Origin of the sequence: Chryseobacterium sp. CBSDS_008 (genome assembly GCF_049959325.1) — a bacterium.
Lineage (GTDB): Bacteria > Bacteroidota > Bacteroidia > Flavobacteriales > Weeksellaceae > Chryseobacterium.
The window spans coordinates 4,821,688-4,839,169 of record NZ_CP188202.1 but is presented as its reverse complement, the minus strand read 5'-3'; the positions used below and the strand labels follow the sequence as shown (position 1 = coordinate 4,839,169).

13 protein-coding genes are annotated in these 17,482 nt (G+C 36.7%); 4 read left to right on the top strand and 9 right to left on the bottom strand.

What is annotated here, in order from left to right; translation table 11 throughout:
• Window positions 1-24 precede the first annotated feature (24 nt).
• The 4 genes from ACP3T3_RS21830 to rpsA form a co-directional block, all read right to left on the bottom strand.
• Complete coding sequence (locus ACP3T3_RS21830) at window positions 25-1,017, bottom strand: alpha/beta fold hydrolase (RefSeq protein WP_426477801.1); 993 nt, start codon at window positions 1,015-1,017, stop codon at window positions 25-27.
• A gap of 86 nt (window positions 1,018-1,103) precedes the next feature.
• Window positions 1,104-2,081 (bottom strand): EamA family transporter, encoded by a 978-nt coding sequence (locus tag ACP3T3_RS21825; protein WP_426477800.1) that lies wholly within the window; start codon window positions 2,079-2,081, stop codon window positions 1,104-1,106.
• Window positions 2,082-2,207: 126 nt separating this feature from the next.
• Window positions 2,208-4,835 (bottom strand): T9SS-dependent M36 family metallopeptidase, encoded by a 2,628-nt coding sequence (locus ACP3T3_RS21820; RefSeq protein WP_426477799.1) that lies wholly within the window; start codon window positions 4,833-4,835, stop codon window positions 2,208-2,210.
• Between the two features lie 381 nt (window positions 4,836-5,216).
• Entirely contained in the window at window positions 5,217-7,007 is a 1,791-nt protein-coding gene (gene rpsA, locus ACP3T3_RS21815) for a 30S ribosomal protein S1 (RefSeq protein WP_426477798.1), read from the bottom strand.
• A gap of 494 nt (window positions 7,008-7,501) precedes the next feature.
• On the opposite strand from rpsA, the gene ACP3T3_RS21810 reads away from it, so the two are divergent.
• Entirely contained in the window at window positions 7,502-8,809 is a 1,308-nt protein-coding gene (locus ACP3T3_RS21810; RefSeq protein WP_426477797.1) for a DEAD/DEAH box helicase, read from the top strand.
• A 105-nt stretch (window positions 8,810-8,914) separates the two neighbouring features.
• On the opposite strand, the gene ACP3T3_RS21805 is transcribed toward ACP3T3_RS21810, so the two are convergent.
• A complete protein-coding gene (locus tag ACP3T3_RS21805; protein WP_426477796.1) occupies window positions 8,915-9,808 on the bottom strand; it encodes an SMP-30/gluconolactonase/LRE family protein in 894 nt (297 codons plus the stop codon).
• 256 nt (window positions 9,809-10,064) lie between these two features.
• Between ACP3T3_RS21805 and ccoG the strand changes: the two genes are divergently transcribed.
• Entirely contained in the window at window positions 10,065-11,507 is a 1,443-nt protein-coding gene (gene ccoG / locus ACP3T3_RS21800) for a cytochrome c oxidase accessory protein CcoG (RefSeq protein ID WP_426477795.1), read from the top strand.
• Window positions 11,508-11,723: 216 nt separating this feature from the next.
• On the opposite strand, the gene ACP3T3_RS21795 is transcribed toward ccoG, so the two are convergent.
• Window positions 11,724-12,608: an AraC family transcriptional regulator gene (locus tag ACP3T3_RS21795; protein ID WP_426477794.1), complete on the bottom strand. Its 885-nt coding sequence runs from the start codon at window positions 12,606-12,608 to the stop codon at window positions 11,724-11,726.
• Between the two features lie 217 nt (window positions 12,609-12,825).
• Between ACP3T3_RS21795 and ACP3T3_RS21790 the strand changes: the two genes are divergently transcribed.
• The gene (locus tag ACP3T3_RS21790) at window positions 12,826-13,170 is read left to right on the top strand and encodes a MerR family transcriptional regulator (RefSeq protein WP_426477793.1); all 345 of its coding nucleotides are present in this window, start codon (window positions 12,826-12,828) and stop codon (window positions 13,168-13,170) included.
• 94 nt (window positions 13,171-13,264) lie between these two features.
• Here the strand turns inward: ACP3T3_RS21790 and ACP3T3_RS21785 are convergent, their stop codons facing one another.
• Window positions 13,265-13,489, bottom strand: a complete 225-nt coding sequence (locus ACP3T3_RS21785; RefSeq protein WP_426477792.1) for a hypothetical protein — start codon at window positions 13,487-13,489, stop codon at window positions 13,265-13,267.
• Between the two features lie 508 nt (window positions 13,490-13,997).
• Here ACP3T3_RS21785 and ACP3T3_RS21780 point away from each other — a divergent pair.
• The gene (locus tag ACP3T3_RS21780) at window positions 13,998-15,260 is read left to right on the top strand and encodes a hypothetical protein (protein ID WP_426477791.1); all 1,263 of its coding nucleotides are present in this window, start codon (window positions 13,998-14,000) and stop codon (window positions 15,258-15,260) included.
• A 62-nt stretch (window positions 15,261-15,322) separates the two neighbouring features.
• On the opposite strand, the gene ACP3T3_RS21775 is transcribed toward ACP3T3_RS21780, so the two are convergent.
• Both ACP3T3_RS21775 and rluF read right to left on the bottom strand, forming a co-directional pair.
• Window positions 15,323-16,546 carry a hypothetical protein gene (locus tag ACP3T3_RS21775; RefSeq protein WP_426477790.1) on the bottom strand — a complete coding sequence of 408 codons (1,224 nt, stop codon included), beginning with the start codon at window positions 16,544-16,546 and terminating at the stop codon, window positions 15,323-15,325.
• A gap of 163 nt (window positions 16,547-16,709) precedes the next feature.
• A complete protein-coding gene (rluF, locus tag ACP3T3_RS21770) occupies window positions 16,710-17,432 on the bottom strand; it encodes a 23S rRNA pseudouridine(2604) synthase RluF (protein ID WP_426477789.1) in 723 nt (240 codons plus the stop codon).
• Window positions 17,433-17,482: the final 50 nt, after the last annotated feature.

Here is a 17,482-nt window from a genome sequence, read left to right as displayed (position 1 = left end):
GTAAACTTTTACATAATCTTAAATTTATTGTATAAAATTATACAGTGCTTCAAAGAATTTCGGATATACTTCTATATGGGGAAGATGTCCTACGTTATCAATCTCTACAAGTTTTGATTCCGCAATTTCACGTTGGGTTTTCTTTCCCAGCTCCTGATACTGGCCCATTTTCGGCTGAAGTTCTTTAGGAGCCCTATCCTTTCCTATTGCTGTTCTGTCTCTTGTTCCGATAATCAGTAATGTAGGAACTTTGATGTTTTTAAACTCATAACATACCGGCTGGTTGTAGATCATATCCGAAGTTAGCGCTGCATTCCAGGCCACCTGAGGGTAATCTTTATGAAGCGTCCATCCTGCAATCAGGTCAAGCCAGGGCTGATATTCTTCTTTCCATTGGTTGTCATAATAGAATTTAAGTTGGTAGTTTTTATAAGTTTCGGCTGTATTTTTCAGCTCGGACTGATAAGCCTGATCAATGGTCTGGTACGCAGCAAAAGTCTTATAATCTTCCAGTCCTATCGGGTTTTCAAGAATTAATTTCTGCACTTTTTCCGGATAAAGTAATGTAAATCTGGTTGCCACCATTCCTCCCATTGAATGTCCCAAAATTATGGCTTTGTCAATTTTCAATTCATCCAGCACTGCTTTTGTATTTTCTGCCAGCTGTGAAAAGGAAAATTGGTACGCATGAGGCTTTGAAGACTTTCCGAATCCAATCTGATCTGGAATCACTACCCGGAATCCTTTTGCAGAAAGGTCTTTTGCTGTTCTTTCCCAATAAGCTCCATTAAAGTTTTTGCCATGGAGAAGCATGATGGTTTTTCCGTTGGGCTTTTGTGGCTTTACATCCATATAAGCCATTTTCAAATCTTCGCCCTGAGACCTGAAATTGAGAAAATGAACTTCGTAAGGGTATTGATAATCAGACAGCATTGCATCCAGAGGTTTTACCTGTGAAAACATAAAACCGGAGACCGTTAAAGCAAAAGCGGCCATTATATTTCTGAACTGTTTCATAAACGTTTATTTAAGATTAAAATTAAAAAAAACCGTTCCAAAAGGAACGGTTTCAACTGTTATTTTTAGTTAATATTTTCAGACCATTATGCCATTGAAACTTCTTTTTCTTTTTTTGAAGGTAAATTCATCAGAACAATAGCAAAAAGAATCAGGGCAATTCCTGCCCATTGGATGAGAAGTACTTTCTCCCCAAGTAAAACAAAAGCCATAGTTACGGAAACCGGAAGTTCCAGGGATGAAACAATACTTCCCAGTCCCAGTCCAGCATTTGGAAATCCGATATTAAACAAAATCGGTGGAATAATTGTTCCAAACAGAGCCAGTACAAATCCGTAGGTCAGGAATATGGAATAGTTAAACGGGTGAATATGTTCTGTATTTTCTGTAAAGTTTAAGTATAATGATTTTAAGCCATCAAAATACATCGGTCCTATCTGGGCAAAGAATAAAAATGCAAAGACAACTACAGAACCTCCTGCCAGCATAATAAAACTCTTTCTGAAAACAGGAAGATGAGTCGCCAGAGTATTGGAAGTAAACATCGTAAGGGTATAAGAAGCTGCAGCCATCAATCCCCAGAAGACTCCATGCCAGTCCAGTTCTATTTCCATATTAATAAGATTGGTTGCCAGAACAGTTCCCAGCAATACAATAATTACAGAAATTACTTTTCTTGCATTGGGAAGTTTCCGGGTGAGAATACTTTCCACCACCACACTGAACCATACCGACTGCATCAGCAATACAATGGCAATGGAAACATTGATATATTGTACCGCAATATAATAGGACAAAGTTGTTCCTCCCAAAGAAGTTCCTGCAAGCAGCAGCATTTTCACTTCTTTAGAATTTGGCTTTGCTAATTTCTGTTTTGAGGCCAGGGTTTGAATAAAATTAAGAATCAAAAGTCCTGTTAAACCTAAAACGAACTGGGAAGTAGTTACTTCTGAAGTTGTAAAACCATCATGGTAAGCCATTTTCACAAAAGTGGCCAACATACCGTATATACTAGCTCCAATCCCTACAAATAAAACACCTTTTAGTATATTTTTCTTCTTCATAATTTTTTTTAACAGCCTGCGAAGATACGACATATAAATTAAATCATTCCGGATGTTAGAGTGATAGATAAATAGAATCGCCGCAAGCAAGCTTGCGGCGATTCTGAAATTGATTATAAAAGTAAATTATTTTTTAACCATTACTTTCGAAGCTGCTTCGAAACCTAGTCCTTTTATTTTAACCATATAAGTACCGTTGACAAGATTGCTTGTAGAGATTGCCTTCTTGGCGTCCGGTGAGATTTTATCTTCTGAAGAAACAAGCTTACCAGACATATCATACAGTTCTACACTTACTTTTCCAAGGGTATTGCTTGGGAATTTGATATAGAACTCATCTTTAGCAGGATTTGGATAGATAGAGATATTCTTGTTCTTATCACCATTCACTTCATTGGTTGCTAATAAACATTCTTCCGGCACATTAAAGTCCTGAACCTGGTCATTAATGTTATTTTTAACTCCTGCTGATGCGTTTACTCCAAGACCTCTTCTTGCAAAAACACCCCAGATCATACATTTATCCTGCCCCTGAGTAGTCGCTAACTCCGCTGCCAATATTGCATTTCTTCCTTCAATAAAGCTAGGATTACATCCCTGCAGCTTCAGAGCATCTGTTACCAATTGCAATACTTTTGTGCTTCCGTTAGGAGTTGTTGATAATACATCTGAAGCGTATCCATATTTCTCAACATATTTCCAGTGAAGATCCCATAACATGGTAGCCCAAACGAAACCAATAGAGTGTACATCCGGAACAACTGCTGATCCATTATTGTATTCCATTCCGTTGGTATCTCCGTATGTAAATCCGTTAATAGCAAGGCTTGTAGAATATTTGGCAGGTCTGATACCGCCGCCTGTTATTGGCTGCCCTATTGCATAAGTACCTGTACCTCTCGCTACAGTAGCATTATCTCCGGCTTTATTCGTAAGCATTAAGGCAAAGAAATCTGACCATCCTTCTCCCATCTGTTCTTTACTAACTCCTGCATTCAGACAGTTGTATCCCGTACCAGTCATTCTGTTGGATATTCCGTGACCATATTCATGGGTTACGATTCCGTTATCAAAACTTCCGTCAGGAGTCATATTTCCTTTTAAGGTAACATTTACAGTAGTACTTGCTGCCATCTGAGTTTTAATATATTCTCCTTCTGCATTGTTAATAAGTACTGAAGGAATAGTAATTGTCGGATCATTACCCGCCATATTACCTATTGTAGCCCCATTTGCTGCGTTGTTATAAACAATCGCGGCTTTAGCTCCGGCATCCTGAAGGTTTTTCACTTTAACAGCAAAAGAACATGTTCCTCTTTCAACCAGTCCTATTTTATTAGTTAATGAACTAGCAGGCAAAGCTGTACAACCATCCAAAACTGATGAAAGTGCTACATCTCCTGTAATACCGCTCATAGGTAATGGATTCCCAAACTGTGCAGTTCCTGCTCCCGGTGTACGGGAAACAGCAGCACTTGGTGCATTATAAAAAAATACTCTTCCAACCGGAGACCAAAGGTACATCTGCATTTTACCATTATAACCATCCTGTCCTGAAGAGAAATTTGCATTATTTAATCCGCTGCCATCCTGGGCCTCTGCATATACAGAATCATCATCTCCTCCTACAGGTCCATTACCAAAATTGTTCTGCTGGAAGTTTCTGGCAGATTCTGTAAATCCAAATTTGTAGAAAACATCATGAATTCTGTTATTCAGATAAAATAAATTCGTGATGGCAGCATTCCTGTTATTTGCCGGAGTTTCATTGATATTAAAAGGAAAATCAAAATTTCTTGTCGCTCCTCCGTCTGCCGGAGCTCCTGTAAGATAATCAGGTGCGGTTAAAGCCGTTCCTGCCACATCTTCATAGGCAAAAACATTATTTCCTCTTGTAACAGTATAATGATTAGTTCCGTCAGAATGCCATCCTTCAGGGGAAGCACTCAGGATCCAAGGGTTGGTAATAATTGATCTTGAACCAAAAGTAGGTGCTTCAATAGGTAATGGAAACACATTGTATGACGCATTATCCGGTAAAAGTAATGGAATGTTATTCTGTACTACATTATTTTGAGGCCCCATTAGGGTATTTTCAAAATGATCAGCATGGCTGTACTCAGCATCTGAGCTATAAGCATCATGATGGAAATTACAAGATAAAGTCAGGTTATTTTTTAACAGGATATTTCCATTGTTAGCATCTACTAAAATATTCCAGTAATTCGGAGTCTTTGGTTCCGTTAAGGTATATTCATAAGCAAGACGCAGATTCCCACTCTCATCATTGGTATATACAAGTCTTTGATTGGCTGATGTTGCTTTTTTCTGAGTCTTTTCAAGATATTCAAGAATGGTGAAGCTTGCAATATCAGGGTTTTTCAGATCTTCAGCAATTTTTTGAAGCGCTGTAGTTTTACTAATCGTCGCTGTACCTGATGTAGATGCTGTATAATCTTTTACAAAATTATCTGTGTAGTAAACAATTTTATTGTCCTTAATCAATGCCGTTCCTACAGAACTGTATATAGGTAAGCCGTTATAGGTCTGTAAAAATTTCACAACATTACCGTTCAATGATTTTGACGGATCTACATTATCAATGATGATATGGTTAAGATCAGATTTTTTATATTCTCTTATTTTATTTTGAGAAATATAATCATTAATCAGTTTTTCATTATCCTGTCCGAACAATATCGCCGGAAATGCAGAAAATACTGCAAATAAAAGAGGTAAAGCTTTATTTTTCATATCCATTATTAAAGGCGCTAATCTACAAATAATTCACATAACTTTAATAATTTTTATATTAAAAATTAAACACTAGTCGATTTAAACAAAAAAAATAACCATAAAATCAATTTACATATCTCTCAATTAAGAGAACCTTGCATTAAATTTATACGTACCACATTATGTTTACGACATTATTTATTTTTTTTCCATACAAACATTTTCTCTTTATAAGTCACTTTAATTAATGTAAATTTATGACGCCCAGAAATCAGTTTTTACTATTTTACCCGATAGTTTTAGTTTTTTGAATGTCTTTACATTTTTGTACTCTTACCGTATAGGCATAAAAAAAGCCGCTCAAATGAGCGGCTTCCTTATTTATCAATGGTTCAAAGATTATTTACCTTCTTCCATTTTTCTTTTCAACTCTGCTAATGCATCGATGTCTCCAAGAGTAGATCTTTCTTCGTTGTTAGAAGAAGAACTTACGTTTCTAGAAGAAGATTCTTTTACGTTTTTCTTCTCTTCATCTCTGAAGATACCTGTGTGAGATACTACTACTCTCTTGAATTCTTTGTTGAATTCGATTACTTTGAACTGAGCATCTTCACCTTTTTTGATTTTAGATCCATCTTCTTTCTCTAATAATCTTGAAGGGCAGAATGCTTCAACCTCAGCATCTTCGAATTGAACAGAAGCTCCTTTATCGTGAACTTCTACAGCCTTACCAGCGTGGATAGTTCCTTCAGCATACTTAGTTTCGAATTTATCCCATGGGTTTTCAGTCAATTGCTTGTGACCTAGAGATAATCTTCTAGCCTGGATATCTAATTCAAGAACTACAACATCTAATTTATCACCTACTGCGCAGAACTCAGATGGGTGCTTGATTTTCTTAGTCCAAGAAAGATCAGAGATGTAGATTAATCCGTCGATACCTTCTTCTAACTCTACGAATACACCAAAGTTAGTGAAGTTTCTTACAGTTCCTACATGCTGAGATCCTACCGGATACTTAGCTTCGATGTTTTCCCATGGATCTTTAGACAATTGCTTGATACCAAGAGAAATTTTTCTTTCTTCTCTATCTAAAGTTAATACTTCAGCTTCTACTTCATCACCTACTTTTACGAAATCTCCGGCAGATCTTAAGTGAGTAGACCAAGACATTTCAGAAACGTGGATTAATCCTTCAACACCTGGAGCGATTTCTACGAATGCACCATAGTCAGCAAGAACTACTACTTTTCCTTTTACTTTGTCACCTACTTTCAGGTCAGCAGAAAGAGCATCCCAAGGATGAGCTTCTAATTGCTTCATACCTAACTGGATTCTTGTTTTCTCGTCATCGAAATCAAGGATTACAACTTTTACAGTTTGTCCGTCCTCTAGGATTTCAGATGGGTGGTTCACTCTAGACCAAGAAAGGTCTGTAATGTGGATCAATCCATCTACCCCACCTAAGTCAATGAATACACCGTAAGAAGTGATATTCTTAACGGTACCTTCAAGAACCTGACCTTTTTCAAGCTGAGCGATGATTTCTTTTTTCTGACCTTCGATATCTGCTTCGATCAATGCTTTGTGAGATACAACTACGTTTTTGAACTCAGGGTTGATTTTCACAACTTTGAACTCCATAGTTTTTCCTACGAACTGATCGTAATCTTTAATTGGCTTAACGTCAATTTGAGAACCAGGTAAGAATGCTTCGATTCCGTGAACGTCAACGATCATACCACCTTTAGTTCTTGATTTAACAAAACCGTTAACGATTTCTCCAGTTTCGTGAAGTTCGTTTACTTTATCCCAAGCTTTAAGCGTTCTGGCTTTTCTGTGAGATAACTGTAATTGTCCGGTTTTGTCTTCTCTCTTGTCAACCATTACTTCTACCTCGTCACCTACTTTCAGGCCTTGGTTGTAACGGAATTCGTTTAGAGAGATAACACCTTCAGATTTGAAGTTGATGTCTACGATAGCTTCTTTATCAGTTAATCTTACAACTCTACCAACTAAAACGTCATTATCGTTTAGGCTGTTAAGAGATCCGTTATAGATTTCTTCTAAATCGCTTTTTTCTTTTCTCGCATCTGCATCAAGACCTGATTCGAATGAATCCCAATCAAATTGTTCTGGTGCTACGTTTTGGTTTAAAATAACCTCTGCTGAATTTGTCTCTTTTGACATTTTCTAATAAAATTTGTATTCCTTCTTTTTTAACGGTTTGAATAAATGCAGATTAAAAAATACGGAAGTAATTAATTGTAAGTAATTTACTCTTCAAACCTTTTCGCCACAAAAGTGGGTGCAAAGATAAGAATTTTATTTAAAACTAGCAATAGGTTTCAGCATGTTACTATTCAACTTATATATTTAAAAATCAATATCTTGATTAAAAAAATACTACGACTGTGCCCTGCATGACAGCGGATACGGCTTCATTTTAAATTTAAACAGTTAGTATTAGATATGTCATGCTGAGCGGAGTCGAAGCATCTATAACTAGTGGAAGACAAAATGAGATTCTTCATTTCGCTACACTTCATTCAGAATGACAGTAACGCAGAATCAAAGAAGAACAATACTGGCCTATCCCTCTCAAACTCTCAAACGCCCAAACCCTCAAACCCTCAAACTCACCCCTCCCACTCAACAATACCTAAATTCACTATCTTTGCGCCATGGAACTACAATCAATCTATCAAAAACTGCAGATTCAGGATATGAATCAGATGCAGAAATCTGCTTATAAAGCGTCTGAAAACAATACAGATATTGTTTTGCTCTCTCCTACAGGATCCGGAAAGACTCTTGCCTTTTTATTTCCTGTTCTTCGGAATCTGAAAAAAAATATTCAGGGAGTTCAGGCATTGATATTGGTTCCTGCCAGAGAACTGGCTTTACAGATTGAGCAGGTTTTTAAAGCAATGGGATCAGATTTCAAAGTATCTGTATGCTATGGCGGACATGATAAAAAAATTGAAGTTAATAATTTAATAGAAGCCCCGGCTGTATTGATCGGAACTCCCGGAAGAGTTGTTTATCATTTACGAAATAACAATTTTGATCCTAAAACAATCAAGACATTGGTTCTGGATGAATTCGATAAAGCGCTGGAACTAGGTTTTCATGATGATATGGAATTTATTTCCGGTTCTTTGAAAGGTCTTTCTCAAAGAATCCTAACGTCTGCAACAGCTATGGATGAAATTCCGGCTTTTACAGGCTTAAAAGATGAAAAAGTGATCAGTTTCCTTAAAGAGAACGAAATAAAACCGGATATTCAACTAAGAAAAGTAATGACTATTCCTGAAGAAAAACTGGATACGCTTTTCAATCTGGTTTGTAAAATCGGAAATAAAAGAACCTTAATTTTCTGCAATCACCGTGAGGCTGTAGACCGTATCTCTGAACTTCTTCACCAGATGGGAATCGACAGAGAAACCTTCCATGGCGGTATGGAACAGGATGAAAGAGAACGCGCCCTGCTAAAATTCAGAAACGATTCCGCAAGAATTCTTATTACAACAGACCTGGCTGCCCGCGGACTTGATATTCCTGAGGTAGAATCTATTGTTCATTACCAGCTTCCCCCTAAAGAAGATGCTTTCATCCACAGAAACGGACGTACAGCAAGAATGAACGCCAAAGGTTTTGTATATCTGATCATGACTGAAGAGGAAAATTTCCCGTTCATTAAAAACAATACTCCGGAAGAAAGTGTTGCCGGATTTACTAAAGTTCCGCAAAAAACACCTTTTCAGACGGTTTATATCAGTGCAGGGAAAAAGGATAAGGTGAATAAAGTGGATATTGTTGGCTATTTATTAAAGAAGGGAGAACTGCAAAAAGAAGACGTAGGAATTATTGAAGTAAAAGACACTACCTCTTATGTTGCTGTTTCCAGAAATAAAGTAAATGCTCTTTTAAGAAAACTTCAGAATGAAAAACTGAAAGGAAAGAAAGTGAAAATGGAGGTTGCTTATTAAATCTTCCACTCCATACTCTATTGTCATTGCGAACAAAGTGAAGCAATCTCATATGTAATGAAAAGAGATTGCTTCACCGCTATGCTTCTTGTAATGACACAAAAATTATCTAATCCCTCTTACTCTCAGAGGGAAAGTATACACTGACTTAGAGGCAGTGATGAAAAGAATATCATTATTTTTACCGCCAAAAGTGACATTGGATGTCCAGTCTTCAGGAATCGGAATGTGATAAATCTTCTTCCCGGAACTATTAAAAACATGCACTCCATTTCCAGTCAGGTAGAGGTTTCCATGTTTATCCATCGTCATACCATCTGAGCCCATTTCGCAGAACAATTTTTTCTCAGATAATTTTCCTTCGCCTAATATATCATACACATAGGTTTTTCCGGCATCAATATCGGATACATATAACTTTTTCAATTTTTCACTTCCTACAATTCCATTGGGTTGTATGAACGTATCCAGCTTTGTAACTTTTCCTGATTTATCTCTGTAATAAAGGCTTTTGTGTGGCAGCTCCTGCTTAAAATCTATCCAATACTCTCTTTCATATAAAGGGTCTGTAAAGTACATTCCTCCCAATTCATCATTCCAGATGTCATTGGGACCGTTCAGTCTTTTGCCTTCAAAGCCTTTAAGCAGCACTTCTACTTTTTTATCTTTGGAAATCTTCCAGATCTCACCCTGATCGTCTGAACAGGTAATCAGATAGCCGTCTTTGTCGAAATGAGTTCCGTTTGCCCTTCCTGTTTTGTCCAGGAATTCTATCACCCGATTGCTTTTCCAGTCCCAATAATAGATCTTATCATTAGGCTGATCTGTAAAGTAAACATTTCCTTCTTTATCCGCTGATGGCCCTTCTGTGAAACTAAACTTGTCGGAAACCATTTCCGGTTGTACTCCTTCATAAAACATTTTACTATAATTTACTGGTTGGCAGTTTACCAATGCGAAAACCAAACCAATCATACTTATTTTAAAGATATTTTTCATGCTTCATTTTTAAGGCTGCAATTTACAATATGACCCACAGGTTTCAAAATATTTTCTCATGTTGATAAAATAAAAGCCACAAATACAAAATGTCCCAATTATCCTATTTTTGAAGTAGATCATATTAGGGGTAAAAGGATATAATCCGGAGCTTTGCAGTAACAGGATCGATCACTTTTTCGCGGAAAGACCAATACGAAAAAATAAGATGGATCAGGATGAAAATTGTACCAAAATACTTTTATAGCATACAACAATGAGCGCAGAGTCCAACAATATCAAGTCTTTGGAAATTGAAAATGAAGATTTCAGAAATTCAGTGGGAACCATGGATGAAACCGGAAAAAGAAAGTGGATTTTTCCCAGAAAACCCAAAGGAAAATATACCAACTACAGGAATTACACCAGCTATCTTCTTCTTGCTTTATTTTTCGGGTTGCCGTTTATAAAGATCAACAATAATCCTTTTCTGCTGATCAATGTTATCGACAGGAAATTTTTTATTCTCGGACAGCCTTTCTACCTGCAGGACTTTTTTATCCTTGCTTTAGGAGCAGTAACTTCCGTCATTTTTGTGATGCTGTTTACCGTGGTTTTCGGAAGAATATTCTGTGGCTGGTTATGCCCGCAGACTCTTTTTATGGAGATGGTTTTCCGTAAAATTGAATATTGGATCGAAGGGGACCGAAATAAACAGATGAAGCTCGACAGACAGAAATGGGATGCTGAAAAGATAAGAAAAAGACTGACAAAGTGGTCTTTATTTATTCTGATTTCGCTGGTCATCTCTACCTTCATGTTCATGTATATCGTAGGCTATGAACAGGTCTTCCGGATTATGATTGAAGGGCCTTCAGAACATCCTTTAAAGTTTATCACAATGATCTTTTTCACGATGACTTTCTATTTTGTTTTTGCATGGCTCCGCGAACAGGTTTGTACCCTGGTTTGTCCTTACGGAAGACTGCAGGGTGTATTGATTGACAAACAAACCATCAATGTTTATTATGATTTTAAAAGAGGTGAAGGCCGTGCAAAATGGCGAAATAATGAAGACAGAAAAGCAGCTGGAAAAGGAGACTGCATAGACTGTAATCAATGTGTGGTGGTATGCCCTACAGGAATTGACATCAGAAACGGGCAGCAGCTGGAGTGTGTAAACTGTACGGCATGTATTGATGCGTGTGATGAAGTAATGGAAAAGGTAGGCTTACCTAAAGGGCTGGTACGTTATGCCACAGAAGCTGAGATAGAAAACCGTGACCAATTCAGATTTACTCCAAGAATGAAAGCGACAACAGTGATTCTGGCTTTACTGATTGGCTTTCTCGGGTTTTTAATGTACGACCGTGGTTCTATGGAAGCAAAATTCATTAAACCTGCAGGTTCTACGTTTTTTGTTAAAAATGGTAAAATCACCAATACTTTTATTTATACGCTTCTGAATAAATCTAATGAGAAAAAGATTCTTACGATCAAAGTTATCACGCCAACGAATGCAGAAATCACTTATTTCGGTTCTGAAAAAATCATCTTGAAAGGTGATCAGATCCTGAAAGGAAACATCAACATTTCCTTCCCTGAAGAAGAAATTAAGTTCTCAAAACAAAATATGGTCATTGGCGTTTTTGATGAAAAAGGAAAGCTGGTAGATTCGTTTGAAACAACTTTTGAAGGGCCATTTAAGCTGGCTTTGTAGGTGGCATATGATAGGGAATAGATAATAGGTTGCAGGGATTAGGGATAGGGATTAGGGATTAGGAAAGTAGTTGATATTTCCATCATTCCCATCCTCTGGAGGGGTGGCGAAAATTCAAAGAATTTTTGACGGGGTGGTTTTTCCAGTAATCTCTCTCCCTTTCTACCATACTTATTAAACCAGAGCATAAACGTTGAACACAATATTTTACACTCATTAAGCCTTATATTTCCTCATAAACTGCGTAGGAGTCATTCCGGAACTTTTCCGGAATACTCTTACAAAGTAGGAATATTCTTCGTACCCTAAACGGAAGGCAATTTCAACCAGGCTTTCATCAAGATACATCAGCATTCTTTTGGCTTCCAGCACTACTCTTTCGGTAATAACATCTGTGGCTGTTTTTTGAATAATGGTTTGGACAATCCTGTTCAGATGTTTAGATGAAATGCCTAACAAAGAGGCATAATAGGTAATCGATTTATGTTTTGCAAAGTGCTGTTCAATCAGATTTTCAAAATCCTGATAATGTTTAAAATAGGAAAGCCCTGCAGCGGAATCCATGGTATCAAAATCTTTTGAAAACAATCTGGCAGCATTGATAAAAATCTGGGACATTAAAGATAAAATAAGTCCTTCCTTCATGGTATTTCTAGACTGATGTTCTTTTCCCAGTTCCTGAAATAAATGAATGTTTTTCTGAAGTTCCCAGGCATCCAGCTGAAGTTTTCGTGGGAAAGATACGGATCCGAAAAAGGGAAAATTTCTGAGTTTCTGATTCACATAATGCATTTCATAAAATTCCTGAGAGCAAAAGAAAATATAGCCGTCTATATCTTCAGAAAGTTCCCAGCTGTGAATCTGCCCCGGTGACAGAAAGAAAAGACTTCCTTCAGAAACCTCATACCTTTGAAAATCAATCTCATGCACTCCAGTTCCTTTGGTAAAAAGAACAGCCGCATAGAAATCATGCCTGTGAGGCTTCTCTATATGACGATGTCCCACCACCAAATGATTCTTCATCGTATTAAAATAAAAATCTGAAGTATTTTTACCCGCCTGGAAAAGATCGATATGAAGAACGGAGATCGGATTCATCATTTATATTATATGTATAGGTATTGTAAGGATGCACAAATTTAGATAAAAAAGGACTGGTATACTGATTTCCCTTATCTTTTACATATCATTTGTATTATTGTAGGATCAAAACTGCCCGTGTAAATTCATTCTGAACTAAAGTCTGGCCGTACTTTTTACAATATATTTTGGATGAAACTTTAAAAAATTTTTATCTTTGAAGTTTAGGAGTTGTAAAATGAAAATAAATTTGCCTGATAAACTGTATTATTCTATAGGAGAAGTTGCGAAAGCATTCGATGTAAACACTTCATTAATACGTTACTGGGAACAGGAATTCCCCATTATCAAGCCTAAAAAAAACAGAAAAGGAAACCGGTATTTCACTCCTGAAGACATCAAAAACCTTCAGATGATCTACCATCTGGTAAAAGAAAAGGGATATACCCTTGACGGAGCCCGTATCGCTCTGACCACCAACAGTAAGATTTCCGAAACCATCACCCTTATCGACCGTCTGGAATTTGTAAAAGCTGAACTGATCAAGCTGAAAGAATCTTTGGGAGAAAGGGATGAAGAGTAATAGTATATAAAACGCTGCAATTAATTGCAGCGGATTTTTATTAAGGTACCCACACTTACAGAAAGGCAATGGTTAATTACTGATTTTGCTCAAATTATTCCTCTTTCTTAAAACTCACCACCAAAAACTCTCCGTTTGAACAGTATTTCTTACAGCTGTCATCTTTAAAGTTTTCAGGTTTCTTGGTGTACTCTTCAATATATCTGGTACTTTCAGCTGTATCAGCCGGAACTATAACAATATGGTAATTGTCCACCACCGTACTGCCGGCTTTTTTCAATGCTTCTTCCTTGTATTTCAATGCTTCAGTGTAATTCATATACGATCAATTAATAAGGTTAATAGGTATGGTAAAAAAATTACAAAAACTAAGCCGTTTGAAGGAAAAAAAGTAATTTCCATTTGGATATAAATAAAGTTTATTCTGGTCCGGAATGAATAACCAATGGAATATAACTGTGGAAATTACTGCTTCATAATGGCTTTTGATGGTATGGTTATGAGCAAATGCTTGCGGGTGAACTTCATTTTAGTATCTTTTCCCTTTGCTAACTCTAATAAATTATTCTTTATAATACTATCTCTTCTGAAAATATACTCTAGAATCTCCTTTATTTTTTTGAAATAGAAGATTCTATTTAATACAACGACAACCTGTAGCATTAAAAAATAATCTAATCACACTCCGGCCTCAATTACGAAATTATATCGTATAAAAGACAATATTCCCATTCCCTTTTAAGCAATAAAACACTTTCTGTATATCATCTTTAACCAATTCATTATCAGCTATTGTACTGCTTTACTTTTATTAATAGGTTTACTTTATGATGAGAAAAAACGATTACCGGAAATTGGCATTTATGGTCACATTGCTGACTGTTTTATTCGTGTATCAGAAATACACCAGCCGGGAAAAAGAATCTTTTCCTGAAGTTACCTTTATTGCAGATGCTACCGTACCTGCCAATCTATCAGATTTTGATCCTAATCTGCTGAACAAAGATCAATGGCAGAAACTCGGATTTTCAGAGAAACAGACCGCAACTATTCTTAAGTATAAAGATATCGTAGGCGGAAAATTTACTTCGAAAGAACAGCTGAAAAAATGTTACGCTATTTCTGAAGAGAAATTCAGTGAGCTGGCGTCTTTCATTTTACTTTCTGAAACAGCAGAAAAAAAAGATCCGAAAGCGTTCACTTCCTACGGCAAGAAAGAAATTCTGATATCTGGAAAATTCAATCCTGATCAGTTTTCTGTCCACGACTGGCTTAAGATGGGCTTCAGTGAAAAGCAGGCAGAAGCTATTATAAAGTATAAAAATTATCTCGGAGGAAGTTTTATCAGTAAGGAAAAATTTAAAGAATGTTTCATCATTTCTCCGGAAAATTACAGCAAACTTGAACCTTATATTGTACTGCCGGAAAAAACTCCGGAAAACTTCAAGAATTTCGCGAAGAATACTCCTGTAAAAGCCAGAATTCAATATCATCCTTTCGATCCTAATCAACTGGATGCAGAAGGCTGGAAGACACTTGGATTTTCAGAAAAGCAAGCTCTTACTATCATCAATTACAGAGACAGGAATTTACGGGGAAGCTTTAAAAGCCTGGATGATCTGCAGAAATGTTTTGTGATTTCCCCTGAAAAATTTCAGGAAATGAAACCTTACATCAGGCTTCAGGAAAGACAGCAGGAAAAAACGGATTTTTCAAAAACAGATCTCAATACCATTACTTTCAAACAGCTGATAGAATTCGGATTGGATGAAAGAAGTGCCGGCTCAATTATTGGTTTCAGAAAGAAACTAGGAGGTTTTATGAATAAGCAGCAAATTTTAAGCACATACAATATCGATCAGGATCTGGTTCAGAAACTGATTTCAATTGCGCCATTGAATACCACTGATGTACCCAGATATTCATTAGCAGACGCACCAGAGGAATGGCTTAAAAATCATCCTTATTTCAAATATTCGGCAGATAAAATCATATTCTACCGGATCAGTAATCCTGATGATAAAAAAATATGGAAATTTTTAAAACTGAAACCTGAATATGAAGAAAGAATGAAATTATATGTAAAATAATCTAAACTATTCCAAAAATAATATTTTGGAATAGTTTATTATCTGAAATAATATTCTGAATTTTAGTGATGCATATAATTGCTGGGGCCATTGGTTCCTTCAATTGATTCCGGTAGTATTCCATATTTATTGCGTAAATCAACAGTTCCTAATTTTTTTCCTGTATTGATATCAATTATATTAATGGTCCCGGAATTTAAATTAGGGAGATCCAATAAATTATTTTGTACTGCGACAACATCTTTTCCTGATTTCGTTTTAAAGAATGCCATGTGATGAGCCCCTTTGTCCGCATCAAAAGTCTTCAAAAGCTTTAGCTGGGGAAGATTATTTATATCAAAGACGAGCACTTTTCCAGGATCCGCAAAGCTTACATACAGTTTGTTTGAATTGTCAATATACATTTCGAGGGCCCAGCCTAATCCTTGTGTGCTTCCGTCAAAGATCTTAGTAAAAGCATCATATTTTCTGGTTGCAGCATTATAGGGAGCTATCCATATATCTCCGCCAAGCATTGTTGTAGCAAGCGCATACTGTGGAAATTTTCCGCGCAGCAATAAAACTTCAACCGGTGCGGACAAATCTGCCGGCGAATCTGCAACCTGGTAGGTTTCTTTTATTTCATAGGTATTCAGATCTAATAAAGTACAGGTATTGCCCATTCCTGTAGTAAGGTCCGGATGAATGGTAGAAGTCACCATCATTAATCCTTTTTCTTCATTAACTGAAATGCCATGCGGATACATTATAAATTTATTGGGATTAGTTTGAATGGGTGCCTTAATCGTTTTGATAAGCTTATTATTACTGGCATTAAAAACCCCTACACTACCGTCTTTTGGGCCCCCGGCTCCCCCCATAAAGGTCATAAAATACCTTCCGTCATTTGTAAAAAACAAATTTTCACCTACCGTATTCTCACCCGTATCAATAGGTGTTGCGCTCATTAATTTTGGCTGCCCGTTCTGGTCTTCTCCTGTTTGGACCTCATAAAGGTAGCTGCCGCCCAAAGCAGTGGTGTACATTTTTTCAGCATTCTGGTTGTAATAGATATGATGCGGCAAAACACCAACACCCAACTCAAGTCTGCTGCTGATATTTCCAAAATTCGGGGCTTCCGGATCGAGTTCAATAACGGCAATTCCATCTGACAGTCCTTTTAAGCTTCTGTAATCAATGTAAAACGAAGAGTCATGTGGATGATCCGGATTGTGATTATCATTCAGGCAGCTGGCTGATATTACCATAGTAACCAGTAAGAGAACTGAATTAAATTTTAATTTCATGATTTTCAGGTGTGATTATTAGTCTTATAAATATAAAATATTTTCAGTAAAAAAAATATATTACACTAATGTGTGAAAAAAATCAAATAGCAAATATTTAATTACATTTCCGGCTGCTGTACCAGAAAATATGAAAGTGAAACCGTTAAGTATATTGTATGTTTTAGTCGAATGTTTTGCTGGAATCTACCAGCAGAGAGTTTAAGGTATTAAGTTCCTCATCTGTCATATCTCTCCATTTTCCGACGGGTAAATCAAGTTTGATATTCATGATACGGATTCTCTTCAGTTTTTTTACTTCATAACCTAGATATTCGCACATTCTTCGGATCTGCCTGTTGAGTCCCTGGGTAAGAATAATTCTGAAATTCATTTCATCAATTTTTTCTACCTCACATTTTTTGGTCACGGTATCCAGGATGGGGACTCCGTTTCTCATTTTTTCAAGGAATCTTGGAGTAATCGGTTTATCTACGCGCACCAGATATTCTTTTTCGTGATTATTCCGGGCTCTCAGAATTTTGTTGACAATATCACCGTCACTTGTTAAGAAAATAAGTCCTTCACTTGGCTTATCCAATCTTCCGATAGGGAAAATTCTTTTCGGATGGTTGATATAGTCTACAATATTATTTTTCTCACGTTTTGTATCTGTAGTACAAACAATTCCTACCGGTTTATTAAAAACGATATATACCGGCTTTTCCTGCGGTTCTCTGATGGGTTTTCCATCTACTTCCACCACATCTTCATCAGAAACCTTCGTTCCCAACGCTGGAATTTTTCCATTAATTTTGATCCTGCCTTCTTCCAGAAGCTTATCTGCCGCTCTTCTTGAGCAGTACCCCACTTCTGATAAATATTTATTGATACGCGTTTTTTCCATTAGTCTTTCCGTAGCCGGTATAATTTTTATTGCTGAAATTGGGATAATTT